The 22,047-nt window shown below is 40.5% G+C and carries 25 protein-coding genes and 1 pseudogene; 21 read left to right on the forward strand and 5 right to left on the reverse strand.

Annotated elements, in window-relative coordinates; genetic code table 11:
* Positions 1-124 precede the first annotated feature (124 nt).
* The 6 genes from AC1DPK_RS25345 to AC1DPK_RS25370 all read left to right on the forward strand — a co-directional run bounded on the left by AC1DPK_RS25345 (position 125) and on the right by AC1DPK_RS25370 (position 4,866).
* Entirely contained in the window at positions 125-1,093 is a 969-nt protein-coding gene (locus AC1DPK_RS25345) for an ABC transporter substrate-binding protein (protein ID WP_477512010.1), read from the forward strand.
* Between the two features lie 146 nt (positions 1,094-1,239).
* Positions 1,240-1,614, forward strand: a complete 375-nt coding sequence (locus AC1DPK_RS25350) for a glyoxalase superfamily protein (protein ID WP_477512011.1) — start codon at positions 1,240-1,242, stop codon at positions 1,612-1,614.
* A 38-nt stretch (positions 1,615-1,652) separates the two neighbouring features.
* Entirely contained in the window at positions 1,653-2,456 is an 804-nt protein-coding gene (locus tag AC1DPK_RS25355) for an inositol monophosphatase family protein (protein WP_477512012.1), read from the forward strand.
* Positions 2,457-2,537: 81 nt separating this feature from the next.
* On the forward strand, positions 2,538-3,269 hold the full coding sequence (locus AC1DPK_RS25360; RefSeq protein WP_441885718.1) for a ZIP family metal transporter: 732 nt from the start codon (positions 2,538-2,540) through the stop codon (positions 3,267-3,269).
* Positions 3,270-3,381: 112 nt separating this feature from the next.
* Positions 3,382-4,347, forward strand: coding sequence for a nucleoside hydrolase (locus tag AC1DPK_RS25365; RefSeq protein ID WP_441885715.1), 966 nt, complete (start codon positions 3,382-3,384; stop codon positions 4,345-4,347).
* A 6-nt stretch (positions 4,348-4,353) separates the two neighbouring features.
* Positions 4,354-4,866, forward strand: coding sequence for an acyl-CoA thioesterase (locus AC1DPK_RS25370; RefSeq protein ID WP_076269341.1), 513 nt, complete (start codon positions 4,354-4,356; stop codon positions 4,864-4,866).
* A 424-nt stretch (positions 4,867-5,290) separates the two neighbouring features.
* Here AC1DPK_RS25370 and AC1DPK_RS25375 read toward each other — a convergent pair whose 3' ends face one another.
* Positions 5,291-5,419, reverse strand: a complete 129-nt coding sequence (locus tag AC1DPK_RS25375) for a hypothetical protein (RefSeq protein ID WP_256710960.1) — start codon at positions 5,417-5,419, stop codon at positions 5,291-5,293.
* A gap of 155 nt (positions 5,420-5,574) precedes the next feature.
* On the opposite strand from AC1DPK_RS25375, the gene AC1DPK_RS25380 reads away from it, so the two are divergent.
* The 4 genes from AC1DPK_RS25380 to AC1DPK_RS25395 all read left to right on the forward strand — a co-directional run bounded on the left by AC1DPK_RS25380 (position 5,575) and on the right by AC1DPK_RS25395 (position 8,691).
* Entirely contained in the window at positions 5,575-6,225 is a 651-nt protein-coding gene (locus AC1DPK_RS25380; protein WP_441885711.1) for a phosphatase PAP2 family protein, read from the forward strand.
* Between the two features lie 186 nt (positions 6,226-6,411).
* A complete protein-coding gene (locus AC1DPK_RS25385; RefSeq protein ID WP_441885708.1) occupies positions 6,412-6,708 on the forward strand; it encodes a hypothetical protein in 297 nt (98 codons plus the stop codon).
* 338 nt (positions 6,709-7,046) lie between these two features.
* On the forward strand, positions 7,047-7,997 hold the full coding sequence (locus AC1DPK_RS25390; RefSeq protein ID WP_477512013.1) for an alpha/beta fold hydrolase: 951 nt from the start codon (positions 7,047-7,049) through the stop codon (positions 7,995-7,997).
* Positions 7,998-8,538: 541 nt separating this feature from the next.
* Positions 8,539-8,691 carry a hypothetical protein gene (locus tag AC1DPK_RS25395; RefSeq protein ID WP_477512014.1) on the forward strand — a complete coding sequence of 51 codons (153 nt, stop codon included), beginning with the start codon at positions 8,539-8,541 and terminating at the stop codon, positions 8,689-8,691.
* 103 nt (positions 8,692-8,794) lie between these two features.
* Here AC1DPK_RS25395 and AC1DPK_RS25400 read toward each other — a convergent pair whose 3' ends face one another.
* Positions 8,795-9,346 carry a TetR/AcrR family transcriptional regulator gene (locus tag AC1DPK_RS25400; RefSeq protein WP_477512015.1) on the reverse strand — a complete coding sequence of 184 codons (552 nt, stop codon included), beginning with the start codon at positions 9,344-9,346 and terminating at the stop codon, positions 8,795-8,797.
* 147 nt (positions 9,347-9,493) lie between these two features.
* Here AC1DPK_RS25400 and AC1DPK_RS25405 point away from each other — a divergent pair, with 147 nt between their 5' ends.
* From AC1DPK_RS25405 to AC1DPK_RS25420, 4 genes are all read left to right on the forward strand, one after another.
* A complete protein-coding gene (locus AC1DPK_RS25405; RefSeq protein WP_477512016.1) occupies positions 9,494-10,414 on the forward strand; it encodes a ketopantoate reductase family protein in 921 nt (306 codons plus the stop codon).
* Between the two features lie 451 nt (positions 10,415-10,865).
* Complete coding sequence (locus tag AC1DPK_RS25410; protein ID WP_477512017.1) at positions 10,866-11,483, forward strand: hypothetical protein; 618 nt, start codon at positions 10,866-10,868, stop codon at positions 11,481-11,483.
* 237 nt (positions 11,484-11,720) lie between these two features.
* Complete coding sequence (locus tag AC1DPK_RS25415) at positions 11,721-11,909, forward strand: DUF2625 family protein (RefSeq protein WP_477512018.1); 189 nt, start codon at positions 11,721-11,723, stop codon at positions 11,907-11,909.
* Complete coding sequence (locus AC1DPK_RS25420; RefSeq protein WP_477512019.1) at positions 11,888-12,256, forward strand: DUF2625 family protein; 369 nt, start codon at positions 11,888-11,890, stop codon at positions 12,254-12,256. Before AC1DPK_RS25415 ends, AC1DPK_RS25420 begins: the two co-directional genes overlap by 22 nt.
* Before the next feature lie 507 nt (positions 12,257-12,763).
* Here the strand turns inward: AC1DPK_RS25420 and AC1DPK_RS25425 are convergent.
* Positions 12,764-13,615, reverse strand: coding sequence for an SDR family NAD(P)-dependent oxidoreductase (locus AC1DPK_RS25425; RefSeq protein WP_477512020.1), 852 nt, complete (start codon positions 13,613-13,615; stop codon positions 12,764-12,766).
* Between the two features lie 166 nt (positions 13,616-13,781).
* On the opposite strand from AC1DPK_RS25425, the gene AC1DPK_RS25430 reads away from it, so the two are divergent.
* The 4 genes from AC1DPK_RS25430 (at position 13,782) to AC1DPK_RS25445 (ending at position 17,208) form a co-directional block, all read left to right on the forward strand.
* Positions 13,782-14,288: a MerR family transcriptional regulator gene (locus AC1DPK_RS25430; protein ID WP_477512021.1), complete on the forward strand. Its 507-nt coding sequence runs from the start codon at positions 13,782-13,784 to the stop codon at positions 14,286-14,288.
* A 224-nt stretch (positions 14,289-14,512) separates the two neighbouring features.
* The gene (locus AC1DPK_RS25435) at positions 14,513-14,995 is read left to right on the forward strand and encodes an NUDIX hydrolase (protein ID WP_339209183.1); all 483 of its coding nucleotides are present in this window, start codon (positions 14,513-14,515) and stop codon (positions 14,993-14,995) included.
* Between the two features lie 969 nt (positions 14,996-15,964).
* Positions 15,965-16,966: a helix-turn-helix transcriptional regulator gene (locus AC1DPK_RS25440; RefSeq protein ID WP_477512022.1), complete on the forward strand. Its 1,002-nt coding sequence runs from the start codon at positions 15,965-15,967 to the stop codon at positions 16,964-16,966.
* 35 nt (positions 16,967-17,001) lie between these two features.
* Positions 17,002-17,208, forward strand: coding sequence for a DUF1643 domain-containing protein (locus AC1DPK_RS25445; RefSeq protein ID WP_477512023.1), 207 nt, complete (start codon positions 17,002-17,004; stop codon positions 17,206-17,208).
* 316 nt (positions 17,209-17,524) lie between these two features.
* On the opposite strand, the gene AC1DPK_RS25450 is transcribed toward AC1DPK_RS25445, so the two are convergent.
* Positions 17,525-18,550 carry a nitroreductase family protein gene (locus tag AC1DPK_RS25450; protein WP_477512024.1) on the reverse strand — a complete coding sequence of 342 codons (1,026 nt, stop codon included), beginning with the start codon at positions 18,548-18,550 and terminating at the stop codon, positions 17,525-17,527.
* A gap of 279 nt (positions 18,551-18,829) precedes the next feature.
* On the opposite strand from AC1DPK_RS25450, the gene AC1DPK_RS25455 reads away from it, so the two are divergent.
* Positions 18,830-19,339 (forward strand): MarR family transcriptional regulator, encoded by a 510-nt coding sequence (locus AC1DPK_RS25455; protein WP_477512025.1) that lies wholly within the window; start codon positions 18,830-18,832, stop codon positions 19,337-19,339.
* A gap of 132 nt (positions 19,340-19,471) precedes the next feature.
* Here the strand turns inward: AC1DPK_RS25455 and AC1DPK_RS25460 are convergent.
* Positions 19,472-20,621, reverse strand: a pseudogene (locus AC1DPK_RS25460) (IS110 family RNA-guided transposase); the annotation flags it as partial.
* Positions 20,622-20,947: 326 nt separating this feature from the next.
* Between AC1DPK_RS25460 and AC1DPK_RS25465 the strand changes: the two are divergent.
* Both AC1DPK_RS25465 and AC1DPK_RS25470 read left to right on the forward strand, forming a co-directional pair.
* Entirely contained in the window at positions 20,948-21,421 is a 474-nt protein-coding gene (locus AC1DPK_RS25465; protein WP_076269355.1) for a DUF2975 domain-containing protein, read from the forward strand.
* On the forward strand, positions 21,418-21,621 hold the full coding sequence (locus AC1DPK_RS25470; protein WP_076269356.1) for a helix-turn-helix domain-containing protein: 204 nt from the start codon (positions 21,418-21,420) through the stop codon (positions 21,619-21,621). Before AC1DPK_RS25465 ends, AC1DPK_RS25470 begins: the two co-directional genes overlap by 4 nt.
* The last annotated feature ends 426 nt before the right edge of the window (positions 21,622-22,047 follow it).

Raw genomic sequence — 22,047 nt, forward strand, 5'->3', positions numbered from 1 at the left:
ACGGTTGCGGTTCAACTTGAAAACCCAGTTGACAATGAAAATGATAATTGTTATCATTAGGTGACTTTTGAGGTGAAACTATTTTTACTTCACAGCCATATATCGTCTTACAGGGGGAACTATCGTGATTAACCGCAACAAGAGATTTGTACTTGTATTTATGAGTTTGATTGTCCTATCCATTTGTCTAGCAGCTTGCGGAGGTAATAAAACAAATAATACACCTGCTGCTACAGTGGCTCCAACAGATGCGCCAACAGAAAGAAAACTAACAGATGCATTAGGTAACGAGGTTACCATTCCAGCTAATCCTCAGCGCGTCATTGGTTCTTATTTAGAAGATCACTTGGTAGCTATAGGCATTAAGCCAGTTGCTCAGTGGTCCGTACCTAACGGTATTCAAGATTACTTGCATGATTCGCTTGCTGATGTTCCAACTATACCGTATGATCTTCCATTTGAAGCCGTAACAAGCTTTGAACCAGACCTTATTCTTATGGCATATGATGCGAATGTGGAAGGCGATAAATTTGCGCAATACTCAAAAATTGCTCCAACCTTCACCATTGGCGATAAATTGATTGCAGACTGGCGTGCTACTTTGCTGAAAGTCGGAGAGGTTTTTGGAAAGAGTGCAGAAGCGCAAAAAGCTTTGGATGAGTATGATGCAAAAGCAAAAGCTGCTAAAGAAAAATTGCAAAGCGCAATCCCAGGTGAATCAGCTGCAGCTCTTTGGTTTGTACAAGGCAACTTTTATATCGTAAGTGAAAAGCTATCGAGTGGTGATCTTCTTTATAATCAATTAGGTTTGACTGTTCCAGAGGTTGTAAAAGAAGTTTCTGCAACAGGAACGGGCAACTGGAACGCCATTTCGCTAGAAAAACTAGCTGAACTTGATGCCGACCATTTGTTCCTCATTAACAGCGGCACAGATGCGGATTCGCAAGCATTAAGCGATCCAATCTGGAAAAACATCCCTGCTGTGAAAAACGGTAAAATTTATGAGTACCCAAGCACATCAAGCTGGTTGTACGCAGGTACAATTGCTTACTCACAAGTCATTGATGATGTATTGGAAAGCATTGTGAAATAATAGCAGTAGAGTTGAACAAAGGGCTGTACCTCCGTGCGAATTGTGCATAGGGGTACAGTCCTTTTCTCTGTGGCAAGCCTTCCGTACCTTTTGAAATCCATGTATAATCATGGAAGATAGGACACTGGACAAGGAGTTGTATAATAATGACTTTTCATATGAAATCAACCGTACCGATTCTTCGCATTTTTGATGAGGCGAAAGCACGAGACTTTTATTTCAATTTCTTGGAATTTAAATGCGATTGGGAGCATCGTTTTGAGCCAGACTTGCCGCTCTATATGCAAATCTCTAATGGCGATTGTGTCATCCATTTATCGGAGCATTATGGCGATAGTACGCCTGGTTCAGCAATCCGCATTGAAGTAGACAATGCCAAGGCGCTTCAAGAGCATTTGTTAGCCAAAAAATATAATTTCGCTAGACCTGGCTTTGATGAAGAATGGAATCAAGTGAGCATTACAGATCCATTTGGAAATCGTCTGCACTTTTATTCTGCTAAGTCTGAGGAAATTAGTTAGATACGGTTGAATTAGAGACATGTGAAGGGGCTGAAATATTGGATCAATTGATTTTAAATATGGCTAGAGAGGTTGCTATTGCTGCAGCTTATGAAGCGGGCCGGCTTACACGTGAGAAGTTTGGAACATTGGATCATTATGAAGAAAAAGGCGACCATGGCGATATCGTTACGGAAGTCGATTATTTGGCAGAGAGCATCATACTAAATAAAATTAGAAGCGTATTCCCCGATCATCGCATTCGATCAGAGGAATATGGCGAGAATGATCTGACTAGCGAATGGCTGTGGTTGGTCGATCCACTTGATGGAACTAATAATTTTGCGGTTGGATTGCCGTTGTTCGGCATCTCGATCACGCTCTCTTATAACTTTAAACCGGTGTTGGCGGTCATTTATGAGCCGATGACAGATCGTTTGTACGTGGCAAGCTCAGGCGAAGGCACTCTATGCAATGCTAGGCCAATACATATGAAACAATCAAAGGCTTTTGCAAAAGCGAGAGTTGGCTGGATACAAGGTCATGCGGTGCAAAATGAACAGCGTGCCGTAACGCTTAGACATTACATAGACGTTAACACGAAGCGGATGATGCGGCTGTGGGCGCCAACGCTGCAATGGACGATGCTTGCCAGAGGGGATTTGGATGCAATTATCGTTTACAACTCGGAGGGCGAGGATCTATATTCAGGTATCTTAATGGTTCAGGAAGCGGGCGGCGTTGTCATTGATTATGATGGCAATTCTTTTAAGGGCGTAAATGAAGAGCCTTATTTAATTGCATGCCACCCTGATCATCAGACCTATTTTATGAACCTTGTTAAAGAAGGACTGGCAACGTAAGAAAAGGATGGAAATCGCTTTATTCGTATAAAATAAGGAAACAGTTTTTGGGTAGTGATCGACCCGCTAAGGAGAGACAACATGGTAGAAGCACTCATAGGAAGCTTTATTTCTGCAATGGCTACCGTGCTAGGCGCGGTTCCGCTGCTCTTTGTCAAAAGCCTTTCGGAAAAATGGAAGGACATATTGATTGCTTTTACAGCTGGCATCATGGTTTCTGCGTCTACCTTTGGCTTGCTGCCGCAAGCTCTCAAGGAATCTGGGCTAATCCCACTGACGTTAGGACTTTTAATTGGCGTGATTGCGCTTGACCTCATTGAAAAAAATCTACCCCATATCGATATTGAGCAAAAAAGAGGGATCTCATCCTTTGACAGCAAGTCGCTGCTCGTCATATTTGCATTAATCATCCATAACATTCCGGAGGGCTTAAGCACCGGCTTTAGTTATGCAAGTACGAATGGCGGACTTGGACCGATGGTAGCTATTGCAATCGGGGCTCAGAACATGCCGGAAGGGCTCGTCCTTGCCATCTTCCTTATTCATTCCAAGGTGAGCAAGCTGAAGCTTATGCTAATCGTAACCTTGACGGGTCTAATGGAGGTTGTCTCTGCGATAGTCGGTTATTTTGCCGCAAGTTATGTGGCTGGGCTTATTGGCTATGGACTTGCGTTTGCATCTGGTGCTATGTTGTTCATCGTCTATAAGGAGCTAATTCCTGAGACACATGGACATGGTTATGAACGTTCTGCAACCTATTCCTTTATCATAGGGCTGCTTGTGATGGTGTATATTAGTCATTTCTTTGGTTAATCATTCCAAAATCAAGATGTAATTTTTACGGGAAGCACAAACTTTATATTTTAATTGGTTTTTCAAGCTTTATTCGTTTACAATGAACGATAGAAAAGGGAGGTATCATAATATGTCGAAGATAAACAGGATGTTGCTTGACGTTGATACAGGCATTGATGATGCTTTAGCCATCTTATATGCACTGCTTTCACCAGAGATTAAGGTAGAGGGTATTACGACGGGATTTGGGAATATCGACGTTGAACAAGCTACGGAAAATACGCTGCGTGTCATTCAAGTTGCAAATTGCGGTTATGAGGTTCCCGTTGCGAAGGGTGCATCAGGTCCGCTCAAGCGTGTGTTCCCAGGCGCTGTCGCTCATATTCATGGACATAATGGCATCGGCGATGCAGAATTGCCGCCAACTCATCAGAAGCCTCTGGAGGGTATATCTGCTGCGGAATTCATCGTTCAGAAAGTGAATGAGAGCCCAGGAGAGCTTATTCTTGTAACTGTAGGCAGACAAACGAATCTAGCTCTCGCTCTACAGCTAGATCCTTCCATTGTAACGAAATTCAAAAAGGTCGTTATTATGGGTGGAACAGTATTCGCACCAGGCAACATTACACCCGTGAGCGAAGCAAATCTGTACGGTGATCCAGAGGCAGCAGCGCTAGTATTCGAATCAGAGCTTCCAATTACAATTGTCGGCTTGGATGTAACACAGAAGACTCGTCTTACAAAAACACATATGGAGCAATTATCACGCGAGATTGCTGATGATAAACATGAAATCCTTGATTTCCTAAATGTCGCTTTAGAGCGTTATTTTGAATTTTATGCATTTTCTAATCACTTTGACGGCGAATGCGCAATGCATGATCCGTTAGCTGTTATTGTAGCTATTAATCCTTCTCTCGTGAAAATAGAAACGATGAATGCGGTTATTGACTGCGGTGAAGGTTTAACGGCAGGGATGATCATTACGGATCTCAGAGTACGTTCGGTTGTAGGCCGTCCTGTTGATTTCTGTTTGGAAGTTGAGCAGGAGAGAGCGATCTCCCAGCTATTATCCGTATTTAAAAAAGGGGAATAATCATCAATGGAGCAGAGGCATTCACGCGAGTCCAGATGTTACAAAACGGCAAGAGTATTTCCGCCGGACGTCAACAATCACAATACATTGTTTGGCGGGAAACTAATGGCTTACATCGACGATATTGCTTCGATTGCAGCAACCAAGCATTGCCGGCGTTCAGTCGTGACCGCCTCCACAGACTCTGTTGATTTTTTGCATCCCATCAGACCTTCTGATTCGGTATGTTTAGAAGCGTTCGTGACGTGGACAGGCCGAACCTCAGTAGAGGTTTTTGTGAAGGTGATCAAAGAGGATTTGTTAAGCGGCGAACGTAAAATTGCAGCAACCTCTTTTTTAACCTTTGTTGCACTGGACGAGAATCGGAAGCCCGTTCCTGTACCAATCGTTGTACCGGAATCGGATGAGGAGATAAAACTGTTCGAGACAGCTGAACACCGAGCGGACATGCGCAAGGTGAGAAGAGATGAAAGCAAAAAGTTTGCTGGATTTTTGACGGTTACTTATCCTTGGGATTAACTTTTGATTTCTCAAAAGACTGCGTCAGCATAAAAATTGCTGTCGGGGTCTTTTTTTTGATGAAATTTAATGTTTAGCATTATATTTGTTGAATCGCTTGCTGTTTTTTTGGGGGTATTGAGAGAAAATGCAGTGTACTTGTATCGATTTATGTGTAAAAATGATCCGAAATACGGGTGTGGAACAAATGTTCTCATATAATTTAGCCTAATTAGATGATATTTTTCATCATCTTGGGCAAAATTGACTTAAATGCCGATCTGAAAGGAGATATTGCATTAAGAATTGGGTGAATTGACTAAAATTAATGGTTTTTATCCCCAATATGCTCATTTCGCGAGTGGGGAACATTTGTTCCCTTTTTATGTTTTAGCGCTCAGATAGTAAAGGCAGCTCTTTTTATCGGAGCTGCCTAAACATTAGATTAGCAGCTTTTGTCCTTTTTCTTCGGTATAGCTTCGTCGTTTCTGCTTTGCTTATCACCAAATTGATCGAGCCTGGATGGACTTGAAGCTGGTCCATCATTATCAGGTTTATTATTTCTTCCTGTCAATGTCATCACCTCCAGCATTATAGGGTGAGCAGGATCTGTCCATTTCATACCCACAAAAATCGATGAATTGGAGCCTGTTTGTCCAGTTAGACGTAGTAGTGTATGTACAACATTTTTTTCAGTCTTATTATTCAGAGTATGGAGAGTGCTGCAGGATGAATTTTACTTTCGTTTTTACACGTGCATTTTTGTTAAGTTTAATGGGTGCAATCGGGTTCATATGGATATCCATTTGGATTGGCGATCAGCGAATTGCAAATTTTGATCAGAGCATCATCAGTAAAATTCAAGGAGCGGAATCTGATACTCTTACAGCGATAATGAAGTTTTTTTCGTTTATTGGATCAGGAGTTATGGTTTCTATTTTAGCCATCATCATGTTAGTCGTATTAGCAAAATTGCAATATAGAAGAGAACTGTACTTCTTTGCAGGAATCTTAATTGGATCAACCATTTTAAATAGTGTGCTAAAATTGAGTTTTCAACGTGTCAGGCCAACGATTTACCGCATTATTGAAGAAAATGGCTACAGTTTTCCGAGTGGACATTCCATGGCCGCTTTCACTTTTTACGGGATTATCATTTTTCTATTATGGAAGCATATTCCGAAGGCGTATTGGCGTGTCATTTTGATCTTAGTTGGTTCAGTTATGATACTGGGGATAGGGATTAGCCGGATTTATTTAGGGGTCCATTTTCCAAGTGATATTGTAGGTGGATATTTGGCTAGTGGGACATGGCTTGCTGTATCGATCGGTTTGTATCAGTATGTGCTCGATAGAAGAAATCGCAAATTGAAAAGTTAACTGGGCTGGGACTTTATCAAGCATCATTGAATGTTTATGGAGGATTAGAACAACATGTTTGGTCAAAATCATCCTAATTCTTAATAAAATGATCGGAAGAGAGTGTCTTTTTCCGGTCATTTTTTTGTAAAGTGTAGAGACTATTTGGTATAGTTGTCGTTAATGACGAAGCATTGAGGAGTAAATATGAATTGTATTGCTATCCAACATTATTATAAAGTGAAGAGAGAAATCACAAGTGTAGAACAAAAAACAGTAGTGGATGAACGTGTTATGTATTTATACAAAGAGAAAATTGTTACTAAGTACCGTGAATTTCCGATAACGGAAGTATTCGATTTATCGTATAAACCGATTGGCGGGGATGGCGGTATTTTCTATTTGCACACGCTGCAGGGTGTTTTCTCGTATATGCTATCCACAGATCCAGCGTCTTTTATAGAAGCGTTTAAGGATTTAAGCAGCTCTTCTCCAAAAGAATGATTCATGTTGAAAATGAACCAATAGCGTTGTAGCTCTTGATGAGACCGCCCTTGATTAAAGGCGGTCTTTCCATGTTTAAACAGGTATCCATTTTGCCGTATATGAAGAAGGACGAACCTTACTGCTGTAATCTTAGCTGTAATCTTAATGGAAGCTTAATTGTTAGCCCAATAATGAATAAGAGTTAAGGTCTAGTTAAAGCTGAGTTACACAAGATCTAAGAGTGGTTTGTTAGAATGAGGAAGACAAAAGCAAAGCTATATAAATAAGCAGGTGATTTATCGGAGATTCAACTGAATTGGTTAAAACAAAGAATGTAGAATAAGGGGAGAAATTGAATGATGAAAAAAATACTTAGATTTTTACTTAAAGCTGTAATTGTCATTATTATAGCTATTGTAGTTTTTCTAGCCGTCGTTTTTATCGTTAATATCATCAGCAATAAAACGGACAAAGATAAAATCGTATCTTATGGTCAGCTTGTACCTGTAGACGGGAAAAATATGAATGTTTTGATTCAAGGCGATGGCAAAGAAACGGTTGTGCTGCTGCCTGGTTACGGAACAGGAGCGCCAGCGCTTGATTTCAAACCACTAATTGATGAGTTGGCACCATTTTACAAAGTAGTCGTGATTGAGCCATTTGGGTATGGCTTAAGTGATGTTACAGAAAAAGAACGTACTACTGAAAATATAGTGAAAGAAATTCATGAAGCGCTGCAACAGCTAAATATTAACCGCTACACGTTAATGGGCCACTCTATAGCCGGTATTTACGGTCTAGATTATGTGAACAAATATGAGAATGAAGTTACAGCATTTGTTGGGATAGACAGCAGTGTTCCAACACAAGGCGGTTTGGATGAACCATTTCCATCAGATGTTTATAAAGTACTCAAAAAGACTGGTTTCTTGCGATTGTTATCGAAACTAACCGACGATCAGCTTATTGCTCCAGAAGTTAATGATGAAATGAGAGAGCAGATTAGAATAATCTCTCTCAAAAATATGATGAATCCCAATATCATTAGTGAAGGGGAAAATTTCAAGCCTAATTTTGCCGCTGTTGAGAATTCGAAATTCCCGAAAGACCTTCCTGTTATTTTCTTTTTAGAAGCGAATAATACGGATGTTGAAGGCTGGGAACAATTGCATGAAGAACAGATAAAAGATCTAGTTCATGGAAAATTGATGACATTTGAAGGCACGCATTATCTACACCATACAAGGTCCAARGAAATCGTGGAAAACTATAGGAGCTTTATGGAGGATGTAAATAAAGGCCAGTAGAAAGTTCTGGCCATATACAATTGAATATAAAGCAGGCGCTCCTGGACTACTGCCGGGAGCGCCTTTTTTCGTGTTAAGTATGATAATACATAGAAGAAACCCCGATTTTGTTTCCTTAAGCTTGGATTTGAAAACCCTGAAATCATCATCTACCTTTCTATACAAAAGTGAACAGCCGGAATGAGAGAAGTAGGGAAATAAACTGACAGCGTGATCCTTCCGGAGCTTATGCTTTTAGAAAGGGTTGGGATAATCAGCAGCTTGGAAGAAGGGAGAAATAGAAATGAAGTATTGGGCTTTGCGATATAATATGGTAAAATCTTCAACTCCATAAACGCAGAGACGATCCCACATGTAGCGTCATCTTTCAGAGAAATTATCTCTCAATAACCGTTGTTTCCGGAGTTCCTGGATTTGAAGACATCCCAAGAGGAGGAAAACAGAGCTCAGCCCTAACGGCAAATATCAGAAGCTTGTTCTGCAATTCGCTGCAATCGGCAAGGAAGTAGAGTCTCTTGAAATTAGGGATAATGATAAGAATGTGCTCCTTAAAAAAGTAGAGAAGATTTCGCCAAATAGTGATCTCCAGACGATTGAGGTAGATATTTCTGGAGTAAAGAATATCGCAATAAATGTGACACAAGCTGTTGACGGCGGGTTCATTATTCCGCTAGATACTTCAATTTACAAGTAAGATTAAGCTGATAAGCCCACAATGCCCGTATAGGCGTAGTGGGCTTATTTTCATGTTAAATTACATTAGATTTTTTCTCGTTCTTTTGGTTTGAATGACAGACTCATTCTTTAAAATAGGGCGTAATCCCGCTTGAATATAGGTTCTCCACTAAATTGAAAAATTGTTCTGACGATAAATCCTTTTGACGCTGGAGCCAAAGACGAAATAAAGAAAGGGAAGTTGTCAGGTAAAACTCAATTAAGTATGGCGTTATGGAATGGTTTTGCGGAATGTTTAATTCTAATTGATTCAAAGTGATTTCATTTTTTAAGCGTTTTAAAAAACGGGCACTTCCATAATCACCCAAAAGGGCATTAAGAACCAGGAGATGTTCTCTTTTGTCCAGACAATAGAGCGTATCTTGAACCGTATGCATCGATAGCTCTTTGTTTTCCAATTCTTTTTTCATTTCATTCAATAAGTCATTTTCAACAGAGTCTAACAATTCGTAAATGTCGATAAAGTATTGATAAAAGGTGCTGCGGTTATATCCTGACTTATTCGCAATTTCCTGAACCGAAATTTTCTCAATCGGCTTTTGGCTATATAACTCACAAAAAACTTCTACAAATTTTTGTCTTGTTTTCTCCGTTATTTGGGGTTGCTTTTTCATGTTTCCCTCCTACTAGCGATAAGAATATCATCCGACAAATAATAAAAAACTGATGGTTGATCAAGGAATAATGAAGATTTATAATCACATCATACAACATGTTGTCTGATAATCAAAAAGGAAAGTTAATAAGTAGGAGTGATTTAAATGTCAGCAAAACAAGATAGAATTTTAATTTTTGGTGCAGGTGTCATCGGGAGCATGTACGCAATTAAGCTTATTGAAGCAGGGTTTGACGTTACCCTGTTTGCACATTCTAATAGATTTAAATCATTAAGAGAAAATGGCCTGCAATATAAAGAAAAAGATACAGTTAGATCGATACAAGTGAATGTCATCGATACGCTCGAAAATGACGATATATACGATTTTATTTTCGTTACCGTTCGTTATGATCGGTCCGAATCAGCGTTGTTAGCGCTAAAAGATAATCAAAGCAAAAATATAGTTACGATGACTAGTAATTCAATTGGATTTTCTTCGTGGCTGGATATCGTAGGGGATAGACTTTTACCAGCTTTTCCAGGCTTCGGCGGACAGATTAAAGATGGAGTATTGCATGCTCGATTTCTACCAAAGATTATAGCAGCAACTGCATTTGGAGAAATGAATGGTGTTGTGACAGAACGCATAGAAAACCTCGCAAAATTATTTAAAACAGCAAAGCTTCCTTACGTAATTAAAAAGGATATGCAAGCGTATCTAATCACACATTCCGTATCAGACATTGCCATGTTAAGCTTTTTGCATTCTGAGAATAAGATAATTGACCAAAAAACAGTCAGAACCAGAAAGACGGCACGCAAAATAACAGTCACTTTAAAAGCGTTTCTAAGGGCAATACAAAAAGCAGGCGTTTCAATTGATCCACCAATGCTTAAAATAGTGCTTAAATTTCCAAACTTATTTTTGGATCTTTTCTTTATGACATGGCTACGAACTAAAATGGTTAGGGATATGATGTTGCCGGATTATGCGAATAATGCTAACAATGAGATTGTGCAGTTGCGTCATGATTTAATGAAATTTTTAAATCAAAATGAGATCAAATCGGAAATACATGTTTAGTAATGTTTTTGTTGAAATATTATGGTAATGTTTTTTTCTGCAACAAAAAAGAGAAGAATGTAAAAAGTAGATATACGTTATTAATGCATGTTTGTGTCGCAACATACAAATCGATTATCTAGCATGAAAGCATTTTAAAGAAGGTTCACTTCAGCTGAGGTGAATAAATAGTTAATACGTAATAAGATGACAAAGTATCAATGATATGAATGTTGAGATTACCTTTAAGACTAATCCGAAGACCGGATTAGTGAAGTTGTTTTTATTTCTGATTTAGAAATAATCATACATTGACAACAGATACAGAATAAAGGTTTTTGTACAGATGTCCCAGTAATTAGCGTTAAACCAAGGGACAGGATAGCGCAACTTCCAACTACTGGTATCGTATAAGTAATTGTTGAGTTAACTACCATACATTTACAATTGAGTATTTTTAAGGAGTGAGAAAATGAGAGTTTACTCGAAACACATTAGAATAATCATTCTTGGTGTTGTTTTAACCATTTGCGTAGTGGGAGGTACTATGGCGTTTCAACGCGATGCTAAAAGCACGATTAATCAAAGCCTCACAAATCTTCCTAGCTATCCTGAAAATGAAAATGGACAGACATACGGTTCTGCCAATGAAAGCACTTCCGTTGAAATGCAACCTGACTTAATTTTTTCAGGAAGTGTGAATGGCATTGCAGGATACTTGCTGAAAGAAGATTATCTCGGTGAACTTAGTCGTAATGTCCCACTGTATGATGTTGATGGAGTAAACATAATTGGTTCTTTGTATATTAGCCCTAAGAATATGAACTATCCTAAAAATAAAAACGGACAGACATACGGTTCTGCTGCAGATGCCACTTCCTACGAAACGGGACCTGATTTAATTAGTGCAACAGGTGTGGATGGCACTACGGGATATTTGCTAAAAAAAGATATAGACGGTGAGCAGCCTAAGACACCCGAGGAAGCTCTAGCTATACAAAACAGTAGACCCCCAGGTGGTTATGATATCCCGCTATATGACGTTGATGGTAAAACCGTTATTGGTGTCTTTCATATTGGAGGCAATTGATAAAAAAAATGTCTTTCAATTGTTAAGCTAACGGGAGGTTTAGTGCAGGAAAAGGCAGTTAAAGTTATTATAATAAATAAGCTGTTTAAAATGAGGAGTTACCGCATGAAGCCGCTAAAAGAGCTTGTATTTGAGGATGAATCAGCACTTTTTATGATAAGACAATGGATTCGTGAATCTAACAATTGTAATGGAGCAGTTATCCTCCCCTCTTTCAAAGAATAAGGCGAAAAAGAATTGTTTCGCCTTCAATTAACAACTAAGTCAACGCTAGGTGCGGTCGCATATTMAACTGGTGGTATTTTACTTCAGAATGGATGGCTTCGCGTTTTAGGTTCAGGTCATGAAAATTTACCTAGAACGATCCATCATGGACCAAAAATTGTAAGTTGGAAAATGCCTTATTGGTTGCCGATGATATATTAGGCGGTTTTTTTGCTTTAAACGGCGGGTACTTTGATGAAGGTAAAGGAGAAATTTTTTATATTGCACCTGATACGTTAGCGTGGGAGTATTTAGAGATAGGCTATACTGATTTTCTGAATTGGTCTTGTACGGGGGATTTGTCGGGATTCTACGAACCATTTAGATGGAATAACTGGGAAACCATTGTTCCTACGCTAGATGGGAATCAGGGCATTTCTATTTATCCCTATCTTTGGTCTAATGAAGCAAAGGAAAGTGGAATTGAAAAATGTTCAAAAAAAGCAGTACCACTCGAAGAACTTTGGGGACTTAATTTTCAGTATAGAGAGCAATTAGGCACAGAATAAAAAACCTTTTTTGTTAGAGATTCATTACGCTAACGGGTAGGATAGTATAGTAAATTAAAATACTGTTTGGTAAAGTGAGTGGAAACAGGATACTCGTGGAAAAGCAAAATATTGAACTCTTGAAAGCTGAACTGTTAGAAATAATAATCAATGCAAAACCGGTTTACGACAAGTGGACGTTTTACAAAAACGAAATTTAGTAAAGTGAATCTGTTTACTAATAAGTACTGTAGCTATGAAGAGGTAAGGGGTAAGCAGGTGCTGAACGAGTTGGGTGTCTTATTTGTGATCTTTGCGATGGACTAGCCCGCAATTCAAAGTAAGTACATTGTCCATGAGAAAGTATCTAAGTTTTACTTTTAACGGCTGCAAAAGTTGAAGGAAACAGTGCACTAAAGGGAGACAATAGTGTAATATCCAGGGAGCAATTCGCCGTTGCGGCAACTGCTCCTTCTGTCATTAAACTAAAGAGTAGGTTAGTGCAGTATTCTGTTCAATGTCTGGGCTTCAAGACATGAGAAATTCGTGTTCATAAATCGCTTGAATCCTTTCCAGAACGTTCTGCGCCTGCTCTTTAAACTTTAATTCCGCAACCCGTCCTTTTAGCAAAAATACGCCGTTCTCATGATGGTGTTCACCAAGAGCCCCTTCATACAGCTTGTTGGCACCGAGGGTAGGAGGCGAGAAAAATAGCTTCATCAATACTTCAACCAAAACGGGTAGTCCGGATTGTTTCCCTTTTCTAAGTGTATTGTTGCTACCTGGGTCAACGCTACGGATCTTGATACCATTCTTGGCGAGCTGCGGTGCAATGGCCTGAGTCCACAGAGAAATAGCTAGCTTTGAGGTCGCGTAAGGACCAAGCAACTTGCGAAAGGTTTTGGGATGCTCCAGGTCTTCGATCGAAAACTCTTTTGTAAATTTTAGAGCTGAAGATGAGGTATTGATTACCGTTTTTAAACGACTGATTTTAATGAGTTCCTTCAATTCCATCAGAATAATATACGGAACGACAGTCATCAGTTCATAATGTTTCTCGCGTCCTTGTTTCGAATAGCTCAGCTCGGGAAAAGACCCTCCGGCGTTATTGAACAAAATATCGATCCGCTGCTCCTTGCTTTTGATCTCTTCTAAAGTAAGTCTCAAGCAGGCATAATCGGCGAGATCATCCGTTTTATAAATTCGAAGCGAACCGCTCTTGACCGCATTCTGGATGCTCCTATCGTCGGCTGGAAAATCAGAACGGTTTACAGCAACCACATGCCAGTTCTCCGACAGTAATTTCCGTGTTAGTTCTAACCCGATCCCAGCGCTTGCGCCTGTAATCAATGCGATATGTTCACTCTGGTCCTTGTTCATTGTACATCTCCTTTTTAATATGATTCGATAGTGCACATTCTATAACTTGAAGTCGACTCCAAGTCAAGACGCGAAAACAAAGCTTTTCTCCAAGGATAAGAGATTTGACTTAGAGCCAGCTTCAAGATGTATAATGTACAAAAATCAATCTTAGGGAGGGAACAGGATGAAGGAAGAGCAATGCTTTACGATAAAGCAAACCGCTGGACAAACCGGAATTACTGAGGATACGATCCGTTATTACGAAAAGATCGGGCTGCTGCCTCGCGCAGAGCGGAAGGATAACGGGCACCGCATCTATCGGCAGGAGGACATCAATACGATCCGGCTGATAGCATGCCTGAAAAAAACGGGGATGCTGCTAGAGGAAATTCGACCTTTTTTGGCGGTCTCGGCCGATACTGATCCCGCGGAATATCCGGAGATTGTGGGACTCTTAAGAAGTCATCGTGAAAATATTATCAGCCAGATCACATCACTGCAGCAAGTTGTTGATTTTATCGACATGAAGTTGGAGGAGGGGAGATATAGACGGGACTGCAAGGATGAGTGTCTAGACGGCGTACCAGAGAAAATGTTGGGTGAACCGAAAACAAAGCCTGTCTCACCCGGCGAGATGAGGTATTTTTCCGTATCGGCCAAAGCGGGCAAGTCACATTCTTCCGTAAGATAAGCTCGCCATAACAAGAGGAGAGGTTACTTCCCCACATAAACTGCTGTAGTCCGTTGAGCTAACGGGGAACGATAGTTGAATGATACACATTGATGAGCAGGTGCTACGGCAGCCTACTTTTTTCATTGAAATGGGGCAGGATAGTTTGAAGCTTGCGTAGAATAATCCTGTATAACAAATCCATATTTTGGTTAATTCGATAGTGTGAAATGGGGTTGATACAAATGTTTTTAGTAAATTCTCGTGCCATAATTGAAAGAATAGTAAACGGAATATTAGAAATAGTAGTACAGACAAGGGATAAAGCGGGTGAAACGAAAAAAATTGAACTTCCTGGTGGCAGAATTGAGCAATATGAATCATTAACACAAGCTCTAATAAGGGAAGTTAAGGAAGAGACTGGACTGGATGTAGTTGAAATTGAAGGCGAGGATACACGGGTCGATACAACAGGAATCGACCCAGAATTCCAAGTGGAATGTATAAGACCGTTTGGAGCTTATCAAACAATAAAGGGTCCTTTCGATTCAGTTGGAGTTTATTTCCGTTGCAAGGTGCAAGGGGAGTTATTATCTTCAGGTGATGATACTAAAAACCCACGATGGATTTCAGTAGACGAATTAAGACGTTTGATGGATGATGAACCTTTGCAATTTTCTAATGTAGACAGAGCAGGAATAATGTTTTACTTAAAATCACTCAAGTAGACTTGGGTTTACAATTAAGAGCCTGGGAGAAAAACACCCTGGAGTTGAGCGATTTGAATGTAATTTCTCACAACATAAATGATTGTACAAACGGGGAACAATAGCTTAATTAACTATCAAAAGAACGAGGCTGCCGACATAAATCGGCAGCCTCGTTGAGCTGACGGGCAGTTTAGTTTTAAGGTATGATACACGGAGGATTTAAGAAGGGAGCAATAAATTATGTTACCTCTATCGAACAAAGTCACATTGTCTTCCATTGATGGTTCTGCAAAGCTTATACTAGCGACAAGATATCCGGTTCATATTAATTATACTTTTGATATGACAGGAGCAACAAAATTCATATCACATACTTCTCATTTTTGCGTGAGATAAGAACAGATTGAGGGTATTGTTTGTTGTATCGACCAAGGAATAATGGCAGAACTTCAAGATAATGATTCTGATGGGTTTATAAAAATAAGTTTCAAGGAAGATACGATTTTTGTTCACGCACAAATCGGTGGTTCGCATGAAGAGAGTGTTTACATTGAATTTATAACAGGAGGAAAACTGTACTCAAATTTACCACGGGGCTAAGAGAGCTTTTAAATAATGAGGATATTTACTAAGTTGCATTGTACTAACGGGGAAGTTTAGTTCAATAGCATACAACGATGAGCAGGCGCTGTAGTGACCTGCTCATTTCATTAAACTAATGGGCAGTTTAATGGAAATGATTTGTAGAAAAACCTATAGATGAAAGCGACAAAAGTAGTGTAGGTCGGGTAGATTCCAGATCTGGCATATGCTGCGGGATCTTCTGGCTACCCTCTCTAGCGATTTTCAATCTAGACAATTCTACTGGCAGTTGAATAAAGCGGATGTGACAATTCAACCAACGCTTGATAGAATCACGTTTGCGGAAATGCTATGCTGTATTCGACGGTGCGCACTGTACATTTTGTTTTTTTCGGAGGTAATACGATGCTCGACTTACGTAAAATTGGAGCTTATATTTCGAAGCTTCGCAAAGACCAGGATCTGACCCAATTGGAACTTGCAGATCAACTGAATTTAAGTCATCAAGCGGTATCGAAATGGGAACGGGGCGATTCGATACCGGATATCGGAACGCTTCCGCAGCTTGCGAGGTTATTCGGAAAAACGGTAGACGACATTATTAATGCAGGAGAAAACGCAGAAAATCGGGAGTACCAGCACCTAGGAACGATCGTTGAGGAGATCGCAGGGAACAGGCCAGAACAAGTTGCAGAGATGGTCAATACCGGAGAGGTGGAGGTGGAAGAGCTTGTAGAAGTAGCGCCGTTTGTAAAGGCAAGCGTTCTGCATAAGGTTACTGAACGATTAGACAGCAACGTCTTTAAGTTAGACGTGATCATGAGGCTGGCTCCGTTCCTTGGAACAGATACATTGGATGAACTGGTTTGTCAGGCAGAAGAGGGCGAGATTGTGTGGAATGTCATTACCGGACTCGCTCCGTTCGTCAGCAGTGACACATTAAATCGACTGGTAGATAAATCGATTGACGGTTCCTTAGAAGTGCACAATCTTGTTGGAATTGCGCCGTTTCTTGGAAGAGAACATGTAGATCGATTGGTACAAAATGCAGAAGAGAGCAGCTTGAGCTGGCATTCCGTTCAAGGGCTGGCACCCTTTATTAGCAGAGAGACATTAAGTCGTTTGGTAGACCGGGTTGTAGACGGCACCATCGATGCGAACCGGATCGTAAGCCTCGCACCTTTTCTAGGTAGGGAACAGGTGGATCGGTTGGTACAAGAAGCCGAAGAAGGAAGCTTGAGCTGGAATGCCGTGAATGGACTGGCGCCCTTTATTAGCAGAGAGACATTAAGTCGTTTGGTAGACCAGGTTGTAGACGGCACCATCGATGCGAACCGGATCATAAGCCTAGCACCTTTTCTGGACAGGGAAAATCTAGAGAAGTTGATTGGTGGAGTATCCAAGTAGAGCAAATCAATTCGAATCAGATATGACGTTCAATATTGTTTTGCATTTTTTGTCATAATAAATATTCAGGCGTGTTTATCGCAAACTTGTTTCCAATTTACGAGAAGGATCCAAAGAAATTGAATCAGTATATCCGTAAGCCAGAATATGCAGAACATATGGCCAAAAACAACCAAGCCATGCATGATATGCTCTTGAAGAATCCTCACATCAAGGATGTCATCATAGCTTGGGGACAATGAATCAAAACTAGATAATCTTGAGATAAGGAACTATCGTTAACATTATGCTATACCAGCTAATAATAAGCAGCAGAGAAGGCATCGGGAGAATGCCTTCTCTTTTGATTGTCGAACGATGTCTTAATAAAAACGAAGTGCCAGCGGTGATAAGTTTTTGATTTTGTAATCGGGAATCAAAACTGAGTTGGATTATTGAAGCTGTGTTCGGCTTGACCAAGCTTGAAACTTTTACGTTTCCAACTTGTTTTGTCGGCGGGGGGTGCTCATTCGCCCTTCATCGCACTTTGGAGCTTCCTTAAATGAGGTTCATATTTATTCAAAGGCGTATTACATTTAAAGTCGAGGGAGTGGAGGATGAATATGAAATTTGCTCCACTGTCCCAACTTCCAGTACAGCTACAATTCTCTCTTGCAGATCTATCTTAAGAGGTATCGGTAGCCGTCGCTCATATATCCATTCCGGCATGGTGCGACGAACATGCCAGCCTTTAGAGTTGGCCAACATTTGAAAGTTCTGAATCAAACAACATGCTGCAGCATAATCCTCCTCTTGCTTGTGCGGGTCAGCTTCTTTCTTTGCCAATACGATAAGTAATGACTGCGAGGTATTCCCATGTGAAGGCGCGAGTTTAGCAACGGCTTCTTCGCCGGTCACATAAATAAATCGCCATGGTTCACGAAGTCCATCATTCGGTGCCCAAACAGCGATGTTTAATGTTTCCAAAATGTCTTGAGAAGATACATAACGGTCTTCATTAGTTAGATGCAGTTTTGTATCTGTTGTGAATTCTGTCCAGTTCATTTCCGCGGGTGTCCTTTTTCGGGCTTTAGGTGACCTATCAAAGTATCCAATATTTAAAATACCGGCAAACTTCTCCCCTGTCTTCAGGCCAATTTCATTAAAAAATGACGGATTGTTCAGCAATGGGTCCGTGTACCAGAGCATCCCCAAACCGTTTTCCCAACCAACCAATTGAAGGTTTTGCATGATGCTGCAGACGGCGGCATAATTGTTGTCACGCTGTCGATGATTTTCTGAAGATGCCGCAATAAAAACCAGATGAACCGGCGTATTAAGAACGGATTTGGTGAGAAATCCCGTTAATTTTGACGGGATCAATTTACCAAGCTGACTGTCTATTACTTTGGCAAACATGCTCTCTGCCAGTCGCAAACGCGATTCCATGGAGTCATAATAAATGCAACGCCAATGTTGAGGCGCTTCGGATTTCCACATACTTGAAGCTTGTTTGAGCAATGAATTCATCAATTCGAATGGGACGGGCTCTGATTTAAACTTGCGAATGGTTCGGCGTTCTATTATCGTTTTGGCAAGATTCACAGTCATACCCCCTCGATTGTACTGAGTAGATGAATCGGAACGAGTCAAATGCAACACCTTCTTTTTATTATTGTTAACGATGAAACTATAATATAAAAGCGTAATTGCTGTCAACTTCTCTTTATATTCGGTGTTTCAGGGTTGATACCTATGAAGTAATGTGATAAAATAATTTATAAGTGAACAATAAAAAATAGGACTTAAAACAATCATATAGCGTTAGCCCGCGTATTAAACTTGCTAGGGGCAATTCGCTTTTATAAAGGGGATGTTAACATCATGTCTGAGGGGTTAAAGCGAACATTGTACGAACGTTTTCTTCACTTTGTTCATCTAACCGAGCAAATGTTTACAGCAGAGATTAGCGAGTTTACTGGCTTGGCACAGTCACATGGCATTACATCCATTCCGAACAACTTGACAAGCGTACATGTGATTGATTGCATTGGAAACAATGAACCTATTAACAATACGTCGATTGCAGAAAAAATGAATTTGTCCAAAGCCAGCATTTCAAAAATTAGTAATAAGTTACTTCAAGAGGGTTTTATCAAACGAAACCAGATGGTTGATAATAAAAAAGAGGTCTATTTTACCCTTTCACCCAAGGGCAAAAGGATTTATGAATTACATGCGACCATGCATGAATTGATGGAGGATAGGTTTATATCGGTTTTAAATGAATTATCGGAGTCTGAAATCCAGGCCTCCCTGAAATTTTTTCAAGTGATGATTGAAAAACGTGATGATATGTTTAAGGGAGAACCATTGGCATTAAAAAATAGGTAGAACTCAACACCAAATTTCGGATTGTGGACTGCATTTTGGTGTACAGCGATAAATTCTTCACCACTGGTCCAGCAAGCGACCGAATGGTTCCGCACGAAGTCCATCCGGTTAGAAGAACTTCAAATGACTACAGATCTTTTTCACTTCGACCTTATGGTGGTGTAGCGCTCTAACATCCGAATTGGTCATGACCATACACGTGGTTATGAGAAAGAGAAAACGCCGGAGACGAAGGCGGCCACGTTTGCTTAGCGCCATTTTTCCACGTCATTTACCTGAGCTGGCTTCCGTTAGGTTAAGACCGGCGTGGAGACGCAAGACGTTTTCATGCGTATAACCACTTAAGTTACCAGCTTCGCCCAGCACACCGGCTAAACTGGTCACATTTACACCGCGAATCTCAAGCAGTTTCTGCGCGTTTGGAATGCGCCCCAGAATATGATGGAGCTCATGTTCAATTTGCTCAAGCTGGTGCTGCGCCAAGTCGTATTCTTCGAGTAAATGGGCTAAATGCAGCTTGTAGGCGTAAAGTGCCTGCGTAGCGCCAACGCTGCGTTTAGCCAGCACAATGAGCTGCGCGGCTCGATGCAATCCTGCATGGTGTTTCACATATTGCTTCCAGCCGGCAATGACTTTCTCTGTCGTTAAGCTGCTAATTTCCTTCGGAAGAGGAAACAGCCTTAACGTAGCAATGGCGCTGGTGCAGGTAAGGATTTTAAAGACGTGCCGTATTTCAGGGAAGACAATATCTACCCAACGATGAATCTGATTAACAGCGCTGTTAAGTCGTTTGGTAACCGTGTCCCGGTTGGCCATGAGAATCCGGAGTTCCTCATAGGCTTCTGGGTTGAACTGGACAGGGGAATAGTAGCCATTTTTGACCATATCTGCGATGTCGAGTGCGTCTTTGTGGTCGCTTTTGGAAGGGGTATTGTCGCGGTTTTCCTTGTTCTTTTTGACGAGGTGGGGATTTACGAGAACAGCCTCAATTCCTTTTGATGAAAGCCAGCGAGCCAGGCTGAACCAGTAGTGGCCGGTAGGCTCCATGCCGACGATAACTTTGCTCAGCTTGAATGATTTGAGCAGATCTTGAATCCATAGGCCGAACCGCCCAAACCCTTCATCATGACTGCTAAATTCTAGCGACGAACCCAGAGCAACACCACGATAGCTGACTGCACGAGCGACATGATTCTCCTGGGCAATATCTACTCCGACAACAAGATGAAATGAGGAAATGTTTTCAATGCGTTGATTTTGTTTCCTGTGATTTAAACTTCATAGTAGAGCGACCTCCTGATGGTGAGATTAAAGGGCTGTAGACCCGTTTCCAACTCCCATATTACAGAGGCGCTCTTTTTTATGCAAAGTCCAAAATATTCGTTTTACAGGAATTCTAACGGGCAAGATAGTTTAATCATTTTCGCGATTAACTTCAATTAGTGGGTTCATAAATATGTCCGTATTTCGGCTCAAATTTGAAGGAGGAACAAATAAGCCGTAGGGCTTATTTTTTTTAATAACTTGTGGGGTTCAAACGAAGAAAACAATGTATTTTTATTGTGAAACGATAAATGAAGTGATAAAATCAAAAATGAGGTGAAATAAATGAAAAAAGAGACGCTCTTTTTAAAAATTGTTCTGGTTGTTATGGCAATTCCTGCATTAGTGATGTGTTTTTATGGAATCCCAGCGATGGCGCATAGTATGATGCCGGATTTCCCGGATATTAAAGTTTATCTTTCCGCTTTGGCTGCGTATGTGGCGTCTATTGCGTATTTATTTACGCTACTTCAGGCATTAAAGCTTCTCAGGTACATTGATACAAATACCGCTTTTTCGCAAACCTCTGTTTTAGCGCTTAAGAAAATAAAACAAGCGGCGGTTGTCGTATCACTCATGTTTGCATGTAATCTCCCGCTTTTCTACTTTGTAGCTGACGGCGCAGATGCACCAGGCGTCATGGTCATTGGGCTAATTATAACCTGTGCGCCAGTCGTAATCGCAGTATTTGCCGCAGTTCTTGAGAAACTGCTCAAAAACGCGATCGAGCTCAAAGAAGAACAGGAGTTGACCGTATGATAGTGGTTAACATTGACGTCATGCTTGCAAAGCGGAAAATGAGCGTTACTGAGCTATCCGAGAAAGTCGGCATTACAATGGCGAACCTGTCGATACTTAAAAACGGAAAAGCGAAAGCCATTCGAATCTCAACACTCGAAGCGATCTGCAAAGCACTCGCTTGCCAGCCTGGAGATATTCTCGAGTATCGGCAGGATTGAATAAAATAAAAAAACCGCCGTACATTGCGGATGTAAGTAATGATGAAGAGCTCGAAAGCTATATCAATCCTAACGACTACATAGCCTTCGCCTTTGAGGCTAACGGCAATATGACACTATACCATAAGAATAACTCATCAATAATAATGCTTTCTCATAACCATTGTTTAATCGGGTGACAAGAACATAGTAACATTGTAAGCCGCAATTTATGCGGCTTTTTTATTTTTGTTATCACTTTCTTGCCAAAATGATATGACATGAACGTGTTAACATTTCTGATGAGTGACAAGGGGAAATGGTTTAGTTTCTTATGAAGTTTATTATGAGAATGACATACCTGAGTCATAGATTTGGGATAAAAATGTACTTAGCGGCGATAGTAAAGAACACTTAAAGGATAAGATTCATTCATTACTAAAGGGA

The sequence above is a fragment of the Paenibacillus sp. 01T424 genome, from assembly GCF_056398745.1.

What these genes read in the sequence shown, in the direction of transcription:
- AC1DPK_RS25350 (WP_477512011.1), top strand. Translation starts at nt 1,240, where the DNA reads ATGACTTTTCATATGAAATCAACCGTACCGATTCTTCGCATTTTTGAT.
- AC1DPK_RS25360 (WP_441885718.1), top strand. Translation starts at nt 2,538, where the DNA reads ATGGTAGAAGCACTCATAGGAAGCTTTATTTCTGCAATGGCTACCGTG.
- AC1DPK_RS25365 (WP_441885715.1), top strand. Translation starts at nt 3,382, where the DNA reads ATGTCGAAGATAAACAGGATGTTGCTTGACGTTGATACAGGCATTGAT.
- AC1DPK_RS25370 (WP_076269341.1), top strand. Translation starts at nt 4,354, where the DNA reads ATGGAGCAGAGGCATTCACGCGAGTCCAGATGTTACAAAACGGCAAGA.
- AC1DPK_RS25380 (WP_441885711.1), top strand. Translation starts at nt 5,575, where the DNA reads ATGAATTTTACTTTCGTTTTTACACGTGCATTTTTGTTAAGTTTAATG.
- AC1DPK_RS25385 (WP_441885708.1), top strand. Translation starts at nt 6,412, where the DNA reads ATGAATTGTATTGCTATCCAACATTATTATAAAGTGAAGAGAGAAATC.
- AC1DPK_RS25400 (WP_477512015.1), bottom strand. Translation starts at nt 9,346, where the DNA reads ATGAAAAAGCAACCCCAAATAACGGAGAAAACAAGACAAAAATTTGTA.
- AC1DPK_RS25405 (WP_477512016.1), top strand. Translation starts at nt 9,494, where the DNA reads ATGTCAGCAAAACAAGATAGAATTTTAATTTTTGGTGCAGGTGTCATC.
- AC1DPK_RS25410 (WP_477512017.1), top strand. Translation starts at nt 10,866, where the DNA reads ATGAGAGTTTACTCGAAACACATTAGAATAATCATTCTTGGTGTTGTT.
- AC1DPK_RS25425 (WP_477512020.1), bottom strand. Translation starts at nt 13,615, where the DNA reads ATGAACAAGGACCAGAGTGAACATATCGCATTGATTACAGGCGCAAGC.
- AC1DPK_RS25430 (WP_477512021.1), top strand. Translation starts at nt 13,782, where the DNA reads ATGAAGGAAGAGCAATGCTTTACGATAAAGCAAACCGCTGGACAAACC.
- AC1DPK_RS25435 (WP_339209183.1), top strand. Translation starts at nt 14,513, where the DNA reads ATGTTTTTAGTAAATTCTCGTGCCATAATTGAAAGAATAGTAAACGGA.
- AC1DPK_RS25440 (WP_477512022.1), top strand. Translation starts at nt 15,965, where the DNA reads ATGCTCGACTTACGTAAAATTGGAGCTTATATTTCGAAGCTTCGCAAA.
- AC1DPK_RS25455 (WP_477512025.1), top strand. Translation starts at nt 18,830, where the DNA reads ATGTCTGAGGGGTTAAAGCGAACATTGTACGAACGTTTTCTTCACTTT.
- AC1DPK_RS25465 (WP_076269355.1), top strand. Translation starts at nt 20,948, where the DNA reads ATGAAAAAAGAGACGCTCTTTTTAAAAATTGTTCTGGTTGTTATGGCA.
- AC1DPK_RS25470 (WP_076269356.1), top strand. Translation starts at nt 21,418, where the DNA reads ATGATAGTGGTTAACATTGACGTCATGCTTGCAAAGCGGAAAATGAGC.